This window comes from Herbidospora sakaeratensis (genome assembly GCF_001570525.1).
Lineage (GTDB): Bacteria > Actinomycetota > Actinomycetes > Streptosporangiales > Streptosporangiaceae > Herbidospora > Herbidospora sakaeratensis.
The window spans coordinates 450,366-469,560 of sequence record NZ_BBXC01000011.1 but is presented as its reverse complement, the minus strand read 5'-3'; the positions used below and the strand labels follow the sequence as shown (position 1 = coordinate 469,560).

The window sequence follows — 19,195 nt, the reverse complement described above, 5'->3', positions numbered from 1 at the left end:
TTCCATGAGTGAGCTGCAGCAGGTGGAAGAGGAGATCGCCCGCATCCGCGCGGAGGCCCGTTCCCTGCGGGAGCAGATCGGCGACCGGGCGGGTGACGGCCCGGCCGACTCGGCGGAGCTGTCCACCCTCATCGCCAACGCCGATCAGCTCGACACCCTCGCCGAGGAACTGGAAGGCCGCCGCGAAAGGTTGAAGTCCCAGGGCTGACACCCGAGCGCGATCGCCGGTGGATGACGCCCGGTCGACGGCCGGGGCTCGATGCCACCCGGGATTCGGACCCGGAGGCCGACGGCCTTCGGTGCCGTTCGGGTCCGGCGCGACCCTCCCGGCACCGTCGGCCTGCACCTTCTTGCCACGCACCCGGCGGTGCGCCCGGAGGGCGTCCCGCCTCGGGCCCTGCCTTTTGCCCTGCATCGGGCCCTGTCGCGCGTTCCGTTCCGGGTTCGCGCGCCCCTCACCTGGGTCGATCCCCACATGGAAACCTCCTGGGCGGAGACGGTCGTCGAACCGTACCTGAGAGAACAGAAAGCGCTCTCGCGATCGGATCGTCCTGCCACTTCTGGACTTTTGTCAAGACTAGGTTTAACTTGCAGGAAACCCGTGAGACTTTTGAGAAAGCGCTCTACCTGATTCAGGAGATCCTTGGATCAAGTCTTTGAGCTGCTGAAACGTGTGAAAACTCCAGGGAACGTTCCCTGGAGGTCACGACGATCGTTATCTCTCAGCCCATTGACAACCCCCCGGGCCCAGCTCGACCCTCACTCCAGGGAACGTTCTCTTCATGATCAAAAATAGGAAGGTTCCATCGGCATGTCTCACCCCCCTCGCCGCCGTGCCGCGCGGCTGCTGGCACCCCTGATCGCCGCTTCCCTCCTGGCCGCCGCCTGTGGTGGCGGGGAGAGCACGCCGGCCCCCGGAGCCGCCAGCGGCGGCGCCGCCGCCCCCGCCGAACCGGTCAAGCTGACCGTGGCCCTCTTCAGCGACTTCCACTACGGGCCGCTGTACGAGGAGTTCAAGAAGACCCACCCGAACGTCGAGATCACCGAGCGCCGGGCGCAGTTCAACGACCACCACAACAACCTGGTCACCCAGGTCGCCACCGGCGCGGGCGCCGCCGACATCGTGGCCGTCGAGGGCGGCTTCATCGCCACCTTCCGCGAGGTCGCCGACAAGTTCCACAACCTGAACGACTACGGCCTGAACTCGCGCCAGTCGGAGTACCTCGACTGGAAGTGGCAGCTGGGCCTGTCGAAGGACGGCTCCCAGCTCATCGGCCTCGGCACCGACGTCGGCGGCCTGGCCATGTGTTACCGGCCCGACCTCTTCAAGGAGGCCGGCCTGCCCACCAACCGCGACGAGGTCAGCGCCCTGTGGCCGACCTGGGAGCAGTACGTCGAGACCGGCAAGAAGTTCGTCGCCGCCGGCGGCAAGGCCGCCTTCACCGACGGCCCCGGTGAGCACTTCCGCGCCATGGTCGAGCAGGCCCCGGTCGGCTTCTACGACACCAGCGACAAGGTCGTCGTCGGCAGCAACCCCGACGTGCGCAAGGCCTGGGACGTCGCGGTCTCGATGATCCAGAACAAGCTGTCGGGCAAGCTCACCGCGTTCACCCCCGAGTGGACCACCGGCATCGCCAAGGGCACCTTCGCCACGATGGTCTGCCCCGCCTGGAAGACCGGCGTGATCAAGGACCAGAAGCCCGGCGAGGGCACCTGGGACATCGCGGCCGTGCCCGGCGGCGGCGGCAACCAGGGCGGCACCCACCTGCTCGCCCCCAAGCAGGGCAAGCACCCGAAGGAGGCCGCCGAGCTGATCAACTTCCTGACCAGCAAGGAGAGCCAGCTCACCCTGTGGAAGGACGCCTCGGCCCTGCCGTCGCTGCCCGCCCTCTACGAGGACCCGGCCGTCGCCACCTTCGTGAACCCCTACTTCGGCGACGCCCCCATCGGCAAGATCTTCACCGACGCCGCCAAGGCGCTGAAGCCGCAGTACACCGGCCCCAAGTCGGGTGACGTGAACGTCGCCATGGGCAACGGCCTCGGCCGCATCGAGCTCCAGGGCCAGGACCCCGAAGAAGCCTGGAAGCAGGCCGTCGCGGACTCCGAGAAGATCAAGTAGCCGTACGCCGCGGGGTGGCCGGACCGGCCACCCCGCCTTCCCTTGAGAGGAGCGCCATGGCCACGCGTGCCCCGGAACGTGCAGCGCCGCCACGGCGACCGGGAGGCAAGCGCCGGCTGACCGCCCGCCACTGGCGGCACGCGGTCGACGTCAAAGCCTCCCCGTACGCGTACGTCGCCCCGTTCTTCCTGCTGTTCTGCGCCTTCGGGCTGTTCCCCATCGGCTACACGCTCTGGGTGAGCCTGCACGAGTGGACGCTGCTGGACGACGAGCACACCTTCGTGGGCCTGGAGAACTTCCGGGTCCTGCTGGCGGACTCGTACTTCTGGAACGCCACGTTCAACACGTTGTCGATCGGCCTGTTGTCGATGCTGCCGCAGCTGCTGCTCGCGTTGTGGCTGGCCCATCTGCTGAACCGGCCGCTGCGGGCCCAGAACTTCTTCCGGATCACCCTGCTGCTGCCCAACGTGACCAGTGTGGTGGCGGTCGTGGTGATCTTCTCGCAGATCTTCGGCCGCGACTTCGGCCTGATCAACTGGGTCATCACCAGCTTCGGGTTCGACGGCATCGCCTGGCGTGACGGCACCCTGAGCTCCCATGTGGCCATCTCGACGATGATCATGTGGCGGTGGACGGGCTACAACGCGCTCATCCTGCTGGCCGCGATGCAGGCCGTACCGAGAGAGCTCTATGAAGCCGCGACCATCGACGGCGCGTCGAGCTTCACCCAGCTCCGCAAGGTCACGGTGCCGATGATCCGGCCCACCATCGCCTTCGTGGTGATCACCTCGACCATCGGCTCGATGCAGATCTTCGCCGAGCCGCTGCTGTTCGGCGCCTACACCCTCACCGGCGGCCAGGACCGGCAGTACCAGACGCTCTCGTTGTTCTTCTACGAGAACTACATGCGCCTCGACTTCGGCTTCTCGTCGGCCATCTCCTGGATGATCTTCGTCTTCATTCTGATCATCGCCGGGATCAACTACCTGCTCACCAACCGGATGAAGGGAAGCATCCGATGACCGGCCGTCGGGTCAACAACCGGCTGACCTATCTCACCCTGACCGCGGTCGCGTTCTTCTTCACGATCCCGCTCTACTACTCGATCGTGGTGGCCTCGCGCGACAACGCCTCACTGGCGTCGGTGCCGCCGCCGCTCTTCCCCGGCGGCAACTTCTTCGAGAACGTCTCGCGCGTCTTCGACACGGTGCCCTTCGGCCTCGCCATGGTCAACTCGGTCCTGGTGGCGGGCTCGATCTCGATCTCGGTCATGTTCTTCTCGACCCTGGCCGGCTTCGCCTTCGCCAAACTGCGCTTCCGCGGCCGCAACATCCTGCTGCTCATGACCGTCGGCACGATGATGGTGCCGACCCTGGCCGGCATCATCCCGCTCTACATCCTCATGGTGAAGCTGGAATGGGTCGGTTCCCTGTACGCCGTCGTCGTGCCCGCCCTGGTCAACGCGTTCGGCGTGTTCTTCATGACGCAGTTCCTGTCCCGCGCGCTGCCGACCGAACTGCTCGAAGCGGGCCGCGTCGACGGCTGCACGACCTGGGGCCTGGTGTGGCACGTCGTCTTCCCGGCGGCCCGCCCGGCGGCGGCCGTGCTCGGCATGCTGACCTTCATGACGGCCTGGAACGACTACATGTGGCCGCTCATGGTGCTCACCCCGGAGAACCCGACGGTCCAGGTGGCGCTGTCGACCCTGGCCGCCGGCTACGTCAACGACTACGTGATGGGCCTCGCCGGGACCGCGCTCGGCACGCTCCCGCTCGTCATCGTGTTCGCACTTCTCGGCAAGCACATCATCGGAGGAATCATGCAGGGGGCGGTCAAGGGATGACGCCGGAAATCCAGTTTCCCGAGAGGTTCATCTGGGGTGCCGCCACGGCGTCGTACCAGGTGGAGGGGGCCGCCCGGGAAGACGGCCGCGGCGTGTCGATCTGGGACACCTTCGCGCGCACCCCCGGCAAGGTCGCCGACGGCCACACCGGCGACATCGCCTGCGACCACTACCACCGCTACCCGGAGGACGTGCGCCTGATGGCCGATCTCGGCCTGCGCGTCTACCGCTTCTCCACCGCCTGGCCCCGGGTCGTGCCCGACGGCTCGGGCCCGGCCAACCCGCGCGGCCTCGACTTCTACGAGCGCCTGGTCGACGAGCTGCTGGGCGCCGGGATCACGCCGTACGTGACCCTCTACCACTGGGACCTGCCGCAGAACCTCGAAGACCGCGGCGGCTGGGCCAACCGCGACACGGCCTACTACTTCGCCGACTACGCGGCGGCCGTGCACGCCCGGCTCGCCGACCGCGTCTCCACCTGGACGACCCTGAACGAGCCGTGGGTCTCGGCGTTCCTCGGCTACGGCAGCGGCGTGCACGCCCCCGGCGTCACCGACCCCTCGGCCGCCTTCAAGGCGGCCCACCACCTGCTGCTCGCCCACGGCCTGGCCGCCCAGAACCTCACCGGCACCCTGGCGCTGACGCTGAACATGGCCCCGGTGGTCACCCCGGCGCAGATCCTCGACGCGGGCATCGCCCTGTCGCAGGGAGACTCCGACGCCGTCAGGCTGGTCGACGCCCTGCTCAACCGGCAGTTCCTCGACCCGGCGCTGAAGGGCACCTACCCGGCCGAGGTCCTGGAGATCGTGGAGCGGCACGGCGGCCTCGACCACATCCGCGACGGCGACCTGGAGATCATCAACCAGCCGCTCGACCTGCTCGGCATCAACTACTACAACCCGTGCGTGATCCAGGCGTCTCCCGGCGCGGCGGCGCCGCCGGCCTGGCCCGGCGCCGACGGCGTCGACTTCGTCTCCATCGAGGGACCGCAGACCGCCATGGGCTGGCCGATCATCCCCTCGGGCCTGTCGCGGCTGCTGGTGCGGCTGTCGCGCGACTACCCGGACGTCGGCCTGCTGGTCACCGAGAACGGCGCGGCCTTCCACGACAAGGTCGTCGGCGACCGCGTCCCCGACGACGACCGGGTCGCCTACCTCGACGGACACCTGCGCGCCTGCCACGAGGCCATCGCCGAGGGGGCCGACCTGCGCGGCTATCTGGTGTGGTCGCTCTTCGACAACTTCGAGTGGGCGGAGGGATACCACCAGAGATTCGGTATCGTGCGGATCGACTACGCCACGCAGCGCCGCCTCCCCAAGGACAGCGCTCTGTGGTACCGGGACGTCATCCAGCGGAACGGCATCGAGTGAAACGTCCAACCTTGGAAGCGGTCGCCGCCCGCGCCGGCGTGTCCAAGTCGACCGTCTCAAGGGTGGTCAACGGCGACACGACCGTGACGCCGAACTTCCGCGAGCTGGTGCTGCGGGCGGTGAACGAGCTCGGCTACGTGCCCAACTCGGTCGCCCGCAGCCTGGTGACCCAGCGGACCAACTCGATCGCGCTGGTGGTCTCCGACCCGCCCGCCGGGTTGTTCTCCGACGACCCCATGTTCTCGGCCGTGGTGCGCTCGGCGTCGCGGGCGCTGGAAGCGGCGTCCAAGCAAGTGGTCCTGATGCTCGCCGGGTCCGACGAGAGCCGGGTGCGGGTTCAGGAGTACGTCGCGGCCGGGCACGTCGACGGCGTGATGCTGGTGTCCTTCTACGGGGCCGACCCGCTGCCCGCCGCCCTGATGCGGATGGGCCTGCCGATGGCGTCGTTCGGCAAGCCCGTCTCGGCCCCATCGGTGCCCTACGTCGACAACGACAACCTCGGGGGAGCCCGCCAGGCGGTCGAGCACCTGCTGAGCCGGGGCCGGCGGCGGATCGCCACCATCTCGGGCCCGCTCGACATGATCGCCTCGCAGGACCGCCTGACCGGCTACCGGGAGACGCTGCGCGACACCGGCCGCCGGTCGATCATCGCGGTCGGCGACTTCACCCGGGTCTCCGGCGACCAGGCCATGTGCCAGCTCCTCGAAGACGACCCGGGCCTCGACGCCGTCTTCGCCGCCAACGACCTGATGGCGATCGGCGCCCTCCACGCCCTGCGCCGGGCCGGCCGCCGGGTCCCCGACGACGTGGCCGTGGTCGGGTTCGACGACATAGAGGCCGCCCTCTACACCGACCCGCCGCTCACGACGGTACGCAGCCCCATGGCCGACCAGGCCCTGGCGGTGGTCAGCCTGCTGCTGGGACTGTTCGAAGACGGGCGCACCGACCCGGTCATACTGCCGACGGAACTGGTGGTCCGGGAGTCGAGCTGAGCCGGGTCTCGCGTCGTGTCTCGAGGCGGGACCAGGATCGCGGTCGGTCCAGGCACCGCCTCTCGACGCGGGTCGTCATGTCCCGCCCAGGTCGGGACCGTCGCCTCACGACAGCCGCACGTCCCGGCGTGGATCCTCGGAGGGTCGCCACCCCGCACGAGGAAGCACCATGTCATCCAAGACCATCGTCGTCACCATCGGCACCCTGCTCGTCATGGATCTGGTCGGCGCCGTCATGTCAGTGTCCGCCGGGCTCAGCAACACGTTCTTCGAGGCGCTCGGCCCGACGGCCCGGTTGTCGGCCCCGCTCCCGATGATGGCCGCCCAGGCGGTGCTCGCCTTCGCGGTCACCAGGGAACGGCGGGCCGTCGCGGTCCCGGCCGCCGCGCTGCTGGCCGTCGCCGGGGTGCTGGCGTTCGTCTCCGGGTTCTTCGACGGCGGCTACGCGGCCGACCTGACCCCGGGCCAGCGGGCGTTCCAGATCGCCCTGATCACGGGGCATCTGATTCTGAGCGCGCTGGCCGGGCTCCGGCTCGTGCGGCTGCTGCGGTCAGCGGCGTAGCGCCCACTCGACCGCCGGGCAGCGGTTCATGACGACGTCGAGCCCGGCCGCCAGCGCCCGGTCGCCGGCCTCCTCGTCGTAGACGTCGAGGGGCAACCACACCGCGCCCGCGCCCACGGCGATCGCCTCGTCGATCACGCCGCCCGCGAAGGCGGTGCGCCGGTAGACCGCCACCACGTCGATCGGGACCGGCACCTCGGCGAGGGTCCGGTAGGTCGTCTCGCCCAGGACGGGGCCGCCGCCGGGGTGCACCGGGATGATGCGCTTGCCGCGCTGTTTCAGCAGTTTCGCCTGGTTGAAGACGGTCCGGCCGGGGTCGCCGGAAAGGCCGACGAAGGCCCAGGTCGTCGTGTCGTTCAGCAGGCGTCTGATGACCGTCAGGTCGGCGAAACGATCTCCCATGTCTTGGTGCAACAAGCCGATCACCGGGTCTCTTCCGGCACAGGTCAGGGCCGCTTTCACGACGGCACCCGTGACGTTTGCCCACAACGGATTGATTGAACTTGTAACTAGAAGCTCTTGGGGTTATCCGGAAGTCTTCCTGTTAGCAGAAAGCAGGGAGATGGCAGTGAATGACCAGTATGAGCTTTATTGCCTCGCGGACCGGCTTTTCTATGACACCGCCGACCGGCGCGGAACCGAGATTCCGGATTTCGCCATGGCCGGCCGTGAGGTCCCGCGTGGCTGGTCCCACCAGCCGTCCGACACCTGGTTCCACTACGCCCCGACCGGCCACGACGTTCCGCCGCAGGGTTGGAAGATCCACGTGTCGGCCGGGCTCGCCGACGCGGCGCGGGTGCTGGAAATCGTCTGGGACTATTGCGTCGAACGTGATATCCCATTCAAATTCCTGCGCAGCCGTTCGGTTGTCACGATGCTCAACTCGAAAGGGGCGCAGCGGGGCGCGAGCGGCAAACTGGTCACCATCTACCCCCGCCACGACTGCCTGGAGCTGACGCTCAAGGAGCTCGACGGTCTGCTGACGGGGGTGCGCGGCCCCTACATCCTGAGTGATCTCCGCTACGGCGACGGGCCCCTGTTCGTCCGTTACGGCGGGTTCACGGCCCGGCGCTGCGTCGCCGCCAACGGCGACCTCGTCCCGGCGATGGAGAACGACCGCGGCGAACTGGTGCCCGATGTCAGAGGGCCGTCGTTCACGGTGCCCGACTGGGTCGAGCTGCCCGACTTCCTGAGGCCCCACCTGGAGGCCAGGAACGCGGTCACCACGACCGAGCTGCCCTACACGGTCGACTCCGTCATGCACTTCTCCAACGGCGGCGGCGTCTACCTCGCCACCGACCGGCGGACCGGCGAGCGGGTCGTGCTGAAGGAGGCCCGGCCGATGGCGGGCCTCGACGCCGCCGAGCGCGACGCGGTGGCGCGGCTCCAGCACGAACGCGAGGTGCTGCGGCGGCTCGACGGGCTCGACTGCGCCCCCGGCTACCGCGACTACTTCGTGCTCGGCGACCACCACTTCCTGGTGATGGAGTTCGTCGACGCCACCCCGCTCCAGCGCACGCTGGTCCGCACCTTCCCGCTGACGAAGGCCGACGCGAGCGCCGAGTCGATCGCCGCCTACACCGTCTGGGCGCTCGACACGCTGCCCAAGGTGCGGGCCGCGATCGAGGCCCTGCACGAACGCGGGGTCGTCTTCTGCGACCTCCACCCCAACAACATCCTGATCACGCCAGAAGGACGGCTCGTCCTCATCGACTTCGAGGTCGCCACCTTCATCGAAGACCGCGGACGGTCGGCGCTGGCCCACCCGGCCTTCCAGGCGCCGGCCGACCGCCGGGGCGCCGACGTCGACCACTACGCCCTCGCCTGTCTCACGCTGGGCCTGTTCGCCCCGCAGCTCACGATCACCGTGCCGCTGGCGCGGGCCAAGGCGGGCCAGCTCGGGCGCCTGATCGTCGACACCTTCCCGGTGCCGCCCGAGCTGATCAAGCGGGCCGTCCACACGATCAGCGGGCCCATCGGGGGCGGCCCGACGGCGAGCGTGACCCTGGGCGATCCGATGGCGGCGATGGCGCGGGCGATCCTGGCCAGCGCCACGCCCGAGCGGGCCGACCGGCTGTTCCCCGGCGACATCGCCCAGTTCCGGCCCGGCGGCGGCGTCAACCTGGCCCACGGCGCGGCCGGGGTGCTGTTCGCGCTCGACGCGGCCGGGGCCGGGCGCTTCCCCGACCTCGAAGAATGGCTGCTCCGGCAGCGGCCCGACGCGCCGCCCGGTTTCTACGACGGGCTCCACGGCGTCGCCTACGTGCTCGACCGGTTCGGCCACGTCGACCGGGCGCTCGACCTCGTCGACCGGGCGATGGCGGGCCCGTGGCGCGATCTCGACCTCGGGTTGTGGTCGGGGCTGGCCGGCATCGGGCTCAACCTGCTCCACCTGGGGCTCGACGCCCGCCCGCTGGTCGAGCTGTGCGCCGATCGGCTGCCCGACGACGTGCCCGCGACCTCGGGCGGCGCGAACCCCAGAGCCGGTCTCCTCTACGGCCTGAGCGGCCCCGCCCTGCTGTTCCTGCGCGCCTACGACCACACCCGCGACCCGGCGCTGCTCGACCTGGCCGAGCGGGCGCTGCGCCTCGACCTGAAGCGCTGCGTCACCACGTCCGACGGATCGCTGCAGGTCGACCAGGGCTGGCGCACCCTGCCCTACCTCGACGAGGGCTCGGTCGGCATCGCGATCGTGCTGGCCGACCTGCTGCGCCAGCGGCCCGGTTCGCCGCTGGCCGCCGCCCTGCCCGACCTGCTCGAAGTGGGCCGCTGCCGGTTCTTCGTGCAGCCCGGCCTGTTCTCGGGGCGGGCCGGGATGGTGCTGGCCGACCGGACCCTGATCCCCGGCCTCGACTGGCACGTCCTGCCCTACCGCGACGGGATCGCCTTCCCCGGCGACCAGCTGCTCCGGCTGTCGATGGACTTCGCGACCGGCACCGCCGGCGTCCTCTACGCCCTCAGCGGCACCCCGTTGCCCTTCACACATCCACTTGGCGCGGAGCCCTACGCCGCGCCCGGTGGTGTCCCCCTTCGCCCGCCGGCCAAGGAGGTGATCGGGGCCCCGAACAGCTAGCTCCACCTTTCTAAAGATCTCGAATGTCCTCCCGATAGAGAAACTTTCACAAAGGAGCATGACCATGGTTCTTCTCGACCTTCAGGCGATGGAGCTTCCCGGCGGCGGCAGCGGTCACGGCGGCGGCGGCCACGGTGGCGGCGGCAGCACGCTGACCCTGCTCGGCTGCGCGTCCCAGACGCCCAGCAACCTGAGCCTGCTGCTCTGCCACTAGGCACCCGATCGGGGCCCTGGGCTCGCGGGAGCCCAGGGCCCTCCCGGTTTTCGAAGTCTCCGCCCACGTGAAGAGAGGGACTCGGCGTTGCGGACGGCCGACCGGCTGACAACCGAGGCGATCAGGCGTAGCGGGCCCGCGGCGGGCGTGCTCGCCGCTGTCGCGCTGGTCGGCGCCGGCCTTGAGCTGGCACTGCCGTTCGTGCTCGGCCGCGCCGTCGACACCTTCTCGCTGACGTGGGTGGTCTGCGCCGGGGCCGTCGTGGTGCTCCTCGTCGCCTGCGACGGTCTCGGTGTCCTCATGAGCGCCACAGGCGGCGCGCGGGCGGCGGCCTGGTTGCGCCACCGGGCGCTCTCCCATCTGCTCGGCGCCGGTCCCGGAGTGACCCGGCGCATTCCCGAGGGCGACCTGGTGACCCGGCTCGGCCTCAACGCCGAAGAGGCCGGGCGCGCGGCCGACGCCGTCGTCGCGTCGGTGGCGCTGGTGGTGCCGTCGGCCGGGGCGCTGGTGCTGCTCGTGCTCATCGATCCGTGGCTGGCGCTGACCCTGGCGGGCGGGCTGGTCGCCATCGCCTTCGTGCTGAAGCGGTTCCTGAAGGTCTCCACGGTGATCGCGGGGGGCTACCAGGAGGCGCAGGCCGACATCGCCGCGCGCCTGGTCGAGGCGGTCGGCGGCGCCCGCACCATCGCGGCGGCCGGCACCGCCGAACAGGAGACCCGGCGGGTGCTGACCGCCCTCCCGGTGGTGCGCGGCCACGCGATGGCGCTCTGGAAGGCCAACGCCGACGCCGGGGTGCGGGCCGCGATCGTGGTGCCGCTGCTGGAGGTGCTGGTGCTGGCCGTGGGCGGCTGGCGGCTGGCCGCCGGTGAGTTGTCGGTCGGCGAGCTCTACGCCGCCGCCCGCTACGTGGTCATCGGCGCGGGTCTGGGGCCCGCGATCGGATCACTGGGCCGGCTGGCCCGCGCCCGCTCGGCCGGCGCCCGGCTGGCCGACGTCCTCGACGAGTGCCCGAGGGTCCACGGGGTGCGCGTGCTGCCGCCCGGCCCCGGAACCCTCAGCTTCCGCGACGTGCCGGGCCTCGCGCTGGAGATCCAGGGCGGCGCCTCGGTGGCCGTGGTCGGCGCCGGGGCCTCCCGGTTCGCGCGTCTCGCGGCGCGTCTCGACGACCCCGAGACCGGTGAGGTGCTGCTCGACGGCGTGCCGCTGCGGTCGCTGACCCGGGAGTCGCTCAGAACCGCCATCGGCTACGCCGTCGCGCGGCCCCACCTGGTCGGCGACACCGTCGCCGACGCGACCGGCGGCTCCTGCCCCGCGGCCGTGGCCGCCGGGGCCGACGACTTCATCCGCCGCCTGCCCCACGGTTACCAGACCCCGCTCGCCGAGGCCCCCATGTCGGGCGGCGAACGCCAGCGGCTCGGCCTGGCCAGGGCCTTCGCGAAGGGAAACCGCCTGCTGGTGCTCGACGACGCCACCTCCAGCCTCGACACCATCACCGAACGCCAGGTCTCCACGGCCCTGTCCGCCGACCCGCGCACCCGCGTCATGGTGACCCACCGGGCCGCCGTCGCCGCCCGGGCCGACCGGGTGGTCTGGCTGCACGACGGGCGGCTGCGCGGCTACGACCGCCACCTCGCCCTCTGGCACGACCCCGCCTACCGGGCGGTCTTCCAGGGCGGGGAGGCGCGATGACACGCGCTTCGATCTCCGGCTTTCCCGCGCGGCCGAGCCTGGGCGGAGGAACGTCGTGATCTCCTTCGGGCACCGGACCCGCGTCGGGGTGTTCCTCTGGCGCGCCTTCCAGGCACAGCCCGGCCAGGTGCGGCGGTTCGTGCTCTGGTCGCTGGTCGAGGCGGCGCCGGCGTTCGTCATCGGGCTGGCCGTCGCACGGGCGGTCGACGCGTTCGCCGCCCGCCAGGCCGTCGCGGGGCTCTCATGGACGTTCCTGCTCGGGGTCTCCTGGGTCTTCGCCGCCGTGGGGGCGCGGCAGGTGGTCGTCACGCTGGCGGGCATCGTCGAGCCCGTCCGCGAGGAGCTGCTGACCGCGACGGTCCGGGGCGCGCTGGAGGCCGGAGAAGACGACCCCGCCGCCGTCACCCGGGCCAACCTGCAGGTCGAGGTGGCGCGCGACGCGTTCACCGGGGTGATCGGGTCGGTGAAGGCGTTCGTGTTCGCCTTCCTCGGGGTCGTCGCGGGGGTGGCCGCGCTGATGCCCGAACTGCTCCTGCTGGTGCTGCCGCCGCTGCTGCTCGGCCTGGGGGCCTTCCTCTTCTCGCTGCCCGCGCTCGCCAGGCGGCAGCACGCCTACCTGCTCGCCGACGAGGCCACCGCCGAGAGCCTGGTCACGGTCACCGCCGCGCTGGGCGACATCGCCGCGTCCGGCGACGAAGACCACGCCGCCCGATACGCCGGGGCCCGCTTCGACGGCCAGCGCCACGCGGCCCGAAGGCTGGCGACGGTCACCACGCTCCGCACCGTCGTGCTGGGAGCGGGGGCGTGGGCGCCGATCCTGCTGGTGCTCGCCTACGCGCCCCGGCTGGGGGCCACCCCGGGGGTGGTGCTCGGCACCCTCGCCTACGTGATGCAGTCGCTCACGCCCGCGCTGTTCAACCTGGCCAGTGGGCTGGGGGAGAGCGGGGTGCGGCTCTGGGTCACGCTGTCGCGCCTGCGGGCCGCGCTGCCGCCGGCCCGGCCGGAGACCCGCCGGGCCGAGGGGGTGCACACCGAGCTGCAGGGCGTCACCTTCGCCTACGGGCCCCGGGCGCTGCCGGTCGTCGACCGCCTCGACCTGGTCATCCCCGAAGGGGAGCACCTCGCCGTCGTCGGGCCGAGCGGGATCGGGAAGTCCACCCTCGCCGCGCTGATCGCCGGGCTGATCGTGCCCGGTCAGGGGCGGGTGACCGTCGGCGGGGTGCCGGCCGCCCGGCTCGACCGGGGGCAGCGGGCGCTGATCCCGCAGGAGGCGTACGTCTTCCGGGGCACCGTCGCCGAGAACCTGGGCGACCACGACCCCCGGCGCATGCGGCAGGCGCTCGACGCCATCGGGGCCGGCCACGTGCAGCTCCAGGCCACCGAGCTCGGCCCGGCCGACCGGCAGCTCGTCGCGCTGGCCAGGGCATATCTCGCCGACGCCCCGCTGGTCATCCTCGACGAGGCGACCTCCCGTCTCGACCCGGCGGCCGAGGCCCGTGTCGAGCAGGCCTTCGCCGGGCGCGGCGGCACCCTCATCGTGGTCGCCCACCGCATCAGTTCGGCCCTGCGAGCCCGGAAGGTGCTGGTCATGGACGGCACCCGGGTCGTCGCCGGCACCCACCAGGAACTCCTCGCCGCCTCCCCCCTGTACGCGGATCTGGCCGGGCATTGGGACCCCCGACTCAGGCAGGTGTCATGATCGAGATCATCCACGGGCACGTCGTCTCCGACCCCTACCGCTGGCTGGAAGACCCCGGCTCAGACGAGACGCGGGCCTGGCAGGCGCAGCAGGAGGTCGTCTGGCGCAGCCAGCTCCTCCCCGGCCGCGACCGGTTCTGGGCCCGGATCGAGGAGCTGAGCGACACCGGCGTCGTGGGCGCCCCGGTCTGGCGGGCGGGCACCGCCTTCCGCGTCCGCCGCGATCCGGGCCGCCGCCTGCCGGTCCTCTACGCCGGCGACCGGGTCGTGCTCGACCCCGAGGCGATCGACCCCGGCGCGACCACGCTGCTCGACGCCTGGCACCCCTCGCCCGACGGGCGGCTCGTCGCCTGCCAGTTGTCGCGGGGCGGCGACGAACGGTCGGAGCTCTACGTCCTCGACGCCGAGACCGGCGGGCTCGTCGACGGGCCGATCGGGGGCCTGCGCCACTCGCCGGTGGCCTGGTTGCCCGACGGCGACGGCTTCTACTACGTCCGCGACCGCCGGGCCCGCATCCACCGCCTCGGCGGCGACGACCTCGACGTGGCCGCCGCCGACGGCATCGCCCTCAGCGCCGACGGCCGCTGGCTGACCCTCTCGGTCAACCGGGGGCCGGGCAACGACGTGTGGTTGTGCGACCTGGTGAGCCCGGCCCGGCGGGTGGTCCAGCACGACGTCGCGGCCCGGTCGGCGATGGCGGTGGGGGGCGACGGGAGAGCGTACATGATCACGACCCTCGACGCCCCCCGGGGGCGGCTGCTCGTCGCCGACCCGGCCACGCCCGACGACCTGCGCGAGCTGGTGGCCGAGGACCCCGAGGCCGTGATCGCCGACTTCGCCCTGCTCGACGGGGTTCTCCTGGTGGCGTGGGTGCGCCACGCGATCGGGGAGATCTCCGTCCACGATCCCGAGACCGGGGAGCGTCAAGGAGCGGTCCCGCTCCCCGGTCTCGGCTCCATCGGGCGCATGTCGGCCCGCGACCACGAGGTCTGGTTCACCTACTCCGACTACGTGACCCCCGAGAGCGTCTACCGCTACGACGCCCGCACCGGCGAGACCTCCCTCTGGGAGGCGGCCCCGGGCCGGGCCGAACTGCCCGAGATCGAGTCGCACCAGGTCGTCTACCAGTCGGCCGACGGCACGCCGGTCCGGATGGTCGTGCTCGGCAGGGGGCTGCCGGGCCCCCGGCCGTGCGTCCTCTACGGCTACGGCGGGTTCGGGGTGCCGCTCACGCCCTCCTACTCCTCCTACGTGCTGCCGTGGCTGGAGGCGGGCGGCGTCTTCGCGTTCGCCCAGGTCAGAGGGGGTGGCGAAGAAGGGGAGGGGTGGCATCGGGCGGGCATGCGGGGGCGCAAGCAGAACTCGTTCGACGACTTCGCCGCCGCCGCGGAAACCCTGATCGCGGCGGGCTGGACCACCCCCGACCTGCTGGGGGTCACCGGCGAGTCGGGCGGCGGGCTGCTCGTCGGGGCGCTGGTCACCCAGCGGCCCGAGCTGGTGTCGGCCGCCGTGTGCTCGGCGCCGGTGCTCGACATGATCAGGTTCGGGAAGTCGGGGCTCGGGAGCTCGTGGGTGCCGGAATACGGGTCGGTCGACGACCCCGAGCAGTTCGCCTGGCTGCTGGCCTATTCGCCCTACCACCACGTCAAGGAGGGCGTCGACTACCCCGCGACCCTCTTCACGGTCTTCGACGGCGACAGCCGCGTCGACCCCCTCCACGCCCGCAAGATGTGCGCGGCCCTGCAGGGGGCGACCTCGGGGGTGCGCCCGATCCTGTTCCGGCACGAGACCGGGGTCGGCCACGCGGGCCGTTCGGCCGACCGGGCGGCCGGCCTGGCCGCCGACATGCTCGCCTTCCTGGCCCGGGAGCTCGGCGGCCTCGACGACTAGGGGCTCAGGCCGATCGGGGCAGCGGGAGGGCGAGGGCCGTCGGCGGGGTGGTGGTCAGCGAGATCTCGAACCAGACCTTGTTGCGGCCGCCCTCCCTGACGATCCCCCAGCGGTCGGCCAGGGCGTCGAGCAGCGGGAGGCCGCGGCCGTTCGTCGCGGTGGCGGTCGCGTGGCGGGCGCAGGGGGGGTCGGGCGAACCCTCGTCCTGGACGCACACCCGCACCTCGTCGGCCGAGAACCAGACCGTCACGGTGAACACGCCGCCGTCGCCCGATCTGGAGTGCACGACCGCGTTCGTGGCGATCTCGCTGGTGAGCAGCACGGAGTCGTCGTGCAGCGGGTGGTCGCGGCCGATCGTGGCCGAGACCAGCCGGCGGGCCAAGACGACCTGGTCGCGGCCGCCCGCGAGCCGGGCGACCCTAGTCGTGTCGATGGAGTCGAGTGTGGTGACGTTCCCCGAACCGTTCATGCGTCCTCCTCGATGACTGCGCAAAGAAGACGCGCCGGTACGTGATCCGAGATGTCACGCGAAGGTGCGACTGTGCTTCCCTGGGGGAACCGGCCCTGCCGTAGCGTTGAGCCATGCTGACGCTGATGGCGGTGCACGCCCACCCTGACGACGAGGTCATGGGCACCGGGGGGAGCTTCGCGAAATACGCCGCCGAAGGGGTGCGCACGGTCCTGGTGACCTGCACGAACGGGGAGCAGGGCGACGGGCCCGGCGGGGTGAAGCCGGGGGAGCCGGGGCACTCCGAAGACGAGGTGGCCAAGCAGCGGCTCGCCGAGCTGGCCGAGTCGGTGGGCCACCTGACCATCACCCACCTCGAACTGCTCGGATACCACGATTCGGGCATGGACGGCTGGGCCGGAAACCACCGCCCCGAGGCGTTCGCCAACGCCGACTTCGACCAGGCCGTGGCCAAGGTGGCGGCGCTGATGGAGCACTACCGGCCACAGGTCGTGGTGACCTACGACGCGAACGGCAACTACGGCCACCCCGACCACATCCAGGCCCACCGGGTCGCGGTGGCGGCGGCCGAGGCGACCGGGATCCCGGCGAAGTTCTACTACACGGCCGTGCCGCGGCGGATCATCCAGGCGTCGTACGCCGCCATGAAAGAGCAGGGCATGGACCCGGGCTGGGACCTGCCCGACGACTTCGGCACCCCCGACGAGCTGATCACCACGGTGGTCGACACCCACGAGCAGGCCGACGTGAAGCTGGCCGCGCTGCGGGCGCACGGCAGCCAGGGCGACAGCATCTCGCTGCTCTCGATGCCGCCCGAGACCCAGCGGCTGGCCATGTCGGCCGAACACTTCATCCGGGTGTTCAGCAAGGTGGCGGCCCCCGACCACGAGGACGACCTGTTCGCGGGGCTGCGATGAAGATCCACGTGCCCGACGAGGTGCTCGGCGACCTGCGGCGGCGGCTCGAACTGACCCGGCTGCCCGCCGACGAGGGCAACGACGACGGGTTCTACGGGGTGCCCGTCGCCCGGGTGCGGGAGCTGGTCGGCTACTGGCTCGACGGCTACGACTGGCGTAAGGCCGAGGCGGCCATCAACGCCTACGACCACGAGCAGGTCGAGGTCGACGGCGTGCCCGTCCACTACATGCGCCGCCCCGGCGTCGGGCCCGACCCGACGCCGCTGATCCTCACCCACGGCTGGCCGTGGACGTTCTGGCACTGGTCGAAGGTGGTCGACGCGCTCGCCGACCCGGCCGCGCACGGCGGCGACCCGGCCGACGCGTTCGACGTCATCGTGCCGTCGCTGCCCGGCTTCGGCTTCCCCGGGCCGCTGCACGACCGGCCCGACCTGAACTTCTGGATGGTCGCCGACCTCTGGCACACCCTGATGACCGAGGTGCTCGGCCACGAGCGCTACGCCGCGGCCGGTTGCGACATCGGCGCGTTGATCAGCGGGCAACTCGGCCACAAGTACGCCGGCAGCCTCTACGGCATCCACATCGGCTCGGGCCAGAAGCTCACCCTGTTCAACGGCGACCGGGGGTGGGACCTGGCCCAGGGCCAGGTGCTGCCCGACGACCTGCCGCCGGAGATCAGAGACCGGATCGTCGCGCTCGACCGGCGGTTCGCCTCCCACCTGGCCGTGCACGTGCTCGACTCCTCGACGCTGGCCCACGCCCTGTCGGACTCCCCGGCGGGCCTGCTGGCCTGGCTGCTCAAACGGTGGGACGGCTGGAGCGACGGCGACGCCTTCACCCCCGACGACCTGCTCACCCACACGATGATCTACTGGGTGAACAATTCGATCGGCACGTCGATGCGCTACTACGCCAACGCCAACCGCCACCCCTGGACCCCCTCCCACGACCGCGTGCCGCAGGTCGAGGCCCCGACGGGCATCACGTTCGTCGGCTACGAGAACCCGCCCGGCGTCACCACCGGCCGGCGGGTGGCCGCCTTCGCGGCCGGTGACCGGGGCGGCTGGTACAACCACGTGAACCTGACCGCCCACGACCGGGGCGGCCACTTCATCCCGTGGGAGATCCCCGACGAATGGGTCGACGACCTGCGGCGGACGTTCAGGAAGATCCGGGGTTAGCGCGGCGCTCGTAGAGGGCCTTCTCGCGGGCGTTGCGGGTGAGCCCGGCCGCCTCGCGGAAGGCCGCCCTGGCCTCCTCCGCCCGGCCGGCGCGTTCGAGCAGGTCGCCGCGTACGGCCGCGAGGTGCGGGTTGCCGGTGAGGGGCAGGCCGTCGAGGATCGCCAGCCCGGCCTCGGGCCCTTCGGCCATGCCGACGGCCACGGCGCGGTTGAGTTCGACGATCGGCGAGGGGGCCACGTGGGCGAGCAGCCGGTAGAGGTCGGCCATCCGGGCCCAGTCGGTGTCGGCGAAGGTCAGGGCCCGGGCGTGGACGGCGGCGATGGCGGCCTGGAGGCCGTACGGGCCGAGGACCCCGGTCGACTCGGCGCGGGCCAGCGCCTCGAGACCCCGGCGGATCAGCAGCCGGTCCCATCTTGAGCGGTCCTGGTCGGCGAGCAGGACCGGTTCCCCGCCGGGGCCGACGCGGGCCGCCAGGCGGGACGACTGGATCTCCAGCAGCGCCTGCAGCCCCGCCGCCTCGGAGGACGCGGGCATCAGCGCGGCCAGCACCCGGGCCAGCCGCAGCGCCTCGAAGCACAGGTCGGTGCGGGTCCACGACTCGCCCGAGGTCGCCGCGTAACCCTCGTTGAAGATCAGATAGATCACTTCGAGGACGGAGGCAAGGCGGGCCGGCAGCTCCTCGGCGGGTGGCAGCTCGATCGGGACCTTCCGGAGCGCCGTCTTGGCCCGGTAGACGCGCTGCCCGACCGTCGGTTCGGGCACCAGGAACGCGCGGGCGATCTCGGCCGTGGTGAGCCCGCCGAGCAGCCGCAGCGTCAGGGCCAGCCGCCCTTCGACGGCCACCTCGGGATGGCAGGCCGTGAAGATCAGCGTCAGCAGTTCGGGCTCGGGGCCGGGCGGCGGCCGCAGGGCGAGTTCGCGGAGTTTCTCCTCGTAGACGCCCTGCCGCCGCAGCTGGTCGATCGCCTTCCGCTTGGCCGTCGTGGTCAGCCAGCCGCCCGGGTTCGCCGGCACGCCCTCGGCCGGCCACGACTCCAGGGCCAGCACGAAGGCGTCCTGAGCCGACTCCTCGGCCAGGCCGAGGTCGCCGGTCATCCGGGCCACGGTCGCGATGACCTTGGCCGACTCGATGCGCCAGACGGCCTCTACGGTGCGGATCGGATCGACGCTGCCCACG

General features: G+C 71.5%; 17 protein-coding genes. 14 read left to right on the top strand and 3 right to left on the bottom strand.

All coding sequences use genetic code 11. From position 1 onward, the window contains the following. Positions 1-4: 4 nt before the first annotated feature. The 7 genes from AW271_RS18250 (at position 5) to AW271_RS18220 (ending at position 6,886) form a co-directional block, all read left to right on the top strand. A complete protein-coding gene (locus AW271_RS18250) occupies positions 5-208 on the top strand; it encodes a hypothetical protein (RefSeq protein WP_062338312.1) in 204 nt (67 codons plus the stop codon). Positions 209-811: 603 nt separating this feature from the next. Next, entirely contained in the window at positions 812-2,119 is a 1,308-nt protein-coding gene (locus AW271_RS18245) for an ABC transporter substrate-binding protein (RefSeq protein ID WP_062338311.1), read from the top strand. A 56-nt stretch (positions 2,120-2,175) separates the two neighbouring features. Further along, a complete protein-coding gene (locus AW271_RS18240) occupies positions 2,176-3,141 on the top strand; it encodes a carbohydrate ABC transporter permease (RefSeq protein WP_083976800.1) in 966 nt (321 codons plus the stop codon). After that, positions 3,138-3,962, top strand: coding sequence for a carbohydrate ABC transporter permease (locus tag AW271_RS18235; RefSeq protein ID WP_062338310.1), 825 nt, complete (start codon positions 3,138-3,140; stop codon positions 3,960-3,962). The genes AW271_RS18240 and AW271_RS18235 overlap by 4 nt, the downstream gene beginning before the upstream one ends. Next, positions 3,959-5,332 (top strand): GH1 family beta-glucosidase, encoded by a 1,374-nt coding sequence (locus AW271_RS18230; protein WP_062338309.1) that lies wholly within the window; start codon positions 3,959-3,961, stop codon positions 5,330-5,332. The genes AW271_RS18235 and AW271_RS18230 overlap by 4 nt, the downstream gene beginning before the upstream one ends. Positions 5,333-5,343: 11 nt before the next feature. Next, entirely contained in the window at positions 5,344-6,324 is a 981-nt protein-coding gene (locus AW271_RS18225) for a LacI family DNA-binding transcriptional regulator (protein ID WP_245653086.1), read from the top strand. Positions 6,325-6,493: 169 nt separating this feature from the next. Continuing rightward, positions 6,494-6,886 (top strand): hypothetical protein, encoded by a 393-nt coding sequence (locus tag AW271_RS18220; RefSeq protein ID WP_062338307.1) that lies wholly within the window; start codon positions 6,494-6,496, stop codon positions 6,884-6,886. Here the strand turns inward: AW271_RS18220 and AW271_RS18215 are convergent. Then, positions 6,875-7,288 carry a CoA-binding protein gene (locus AW271_RS18215; protein WP_062338306.1) on the bottom strand — a complete coding sequence of 138 codons (414 nt, stop codon included), beginning with the start codon at positions 7,286-7,288 and terminating at the stop codon, positions 6,875-6,877. The genes AW271_RS18220 and AW271_RS18215 overlap by 12 nt on opposite strands. A gap of 160 nt (positions 7,289-7,448) precedes the next feature. Here AW271_RS18215 and lanKC point away from each other — a divergent pair, with 160 nt between their 5' ends. The 5 genes from lanKC (at position 7,449) to AW271_RS18195 (ending at position 15,450) form a co-directional block, all read left to right on the top strand. After that, positions 7,449-9,959, top strand: a complete 2,511-nt coding sequence (lanKC, locus tag AW271_RS18210; RefSeq protein ID WP_062338305.1) for a class III lanthionine synthetase LanKC — start codon at positions 7,449-7,451, stop codon at positions 9,957-9,959. 64 nt (positions 9,960-10,023) lie between these two features. Then, complete coding sequence (locus AW271_RS39780; protein ID WP_137248581.1) at positions 10,024-10,173, top strand: SapB/AmfS family lanthipeptide; 150 nt, start codon at positions 10,024-10,026, stop codon at positions 10,171-10,173. Positions 10,174-10,260: 87 nt separating this feature from the next. Then, positions 10,261-11,862, top strand: coding sequence for an ABC transporter transmembrane domain-containing protein (locus AW271_RS18205; protein WP_062338304.1), 1,602 nt, complete (start codon positions 10,261-10,263; stop codon positions 11,860-11,862). A gap of 55 nt (positions 11,863-11,917) precedes the next feature. Beyond that, positions 11,918-13,561, top strand: coding sequence for an ATP-binding cassette domain-containing protein (locus AW271_RS18200; RefSeq protein ID WP_062338302.1), 1,644 nt, complete (start codon positions 11,918-11,920; stop codon positions 13,559-13,561). Beyond that, positions 13,558-15,450, top strand: a complete 1,893-nt coding sequence (locus AW271_RS18195; RefSeq protein ID WP_062338301.1) for a prolyl oligopeptidase family serine peptidase — start codon at positions 13,558-13,560, stop codon at positions 15,448-15,450. Before AW271_RS18200 ends, AW271_RS18195 begins: the two co-directional genes overlap by 4 nt. A 4-nt stretch (positions 15,451-15,454) precedes the next feature. Here AW271_RS18195 and AW271_RS18190 read toward each other — a convergent pair whose 3' ends face one another. Then, the gene (locus AW271_RS18190; RefSeq protein ID WP_062338299.1) at positions 15,455-15,919 is read right to left on the bottom strand and encodes an ATP-binding protein; all 465 of its coding nucleotides are present in this window, start codon (positions 15,917-15,919) and stop codon (positions 15,455-15,457) included. A gap of 113 nt (positions 15,920-16,032) precedes the next feature. Between AW271_RS18190 and AW271_RS18185 the strand changes: the two genes are divergently transcribed. After that, a complete protein-coding gene (locus AW271_RS18185; protein ID WP_062338297.1) occupies positions 16,033-16,836 on the top strand; it encodes a PIG-L family deacetylase in 804 nt (267 codons plus the stop codon). Beyond that, positions 16,833-18,017: an epoxide hydrolase family protein gene (locus tag AW271_RS18180; protein ID WP_062338295.1), complete on the top strand. Its 1,185-nt coding sequence runs from the start codon at positions 16,833-16,835 to the stop codon at positions 18,015-18,017. Before AW271_RS18185 ends, AW271_RS18180 begins: the two co-directional genes overlap by 4 nt. Here AW271_RS18180 and AW271_RS18175 read toward each other — a convergent pair. Then, positions 17,998-19,194 carry an RNA polymerase sigma factor gene (locus AW271_RS18175; RefSeq protein WP_062338293.1) on the bottom strand — a complete coding sequence of 399 codons (1,197 nt, stop codon included), beginning with the start codon at positions 19,192-19,194 and terminating at the stop codon, positions 17,998-18,000. The two genes, AW271_RS18180 and AW271_RS18175, sit on opposite strands and share 20 nt — an antisense overlap. Position 19,195 lies beyond the last annotated feature (1 nt).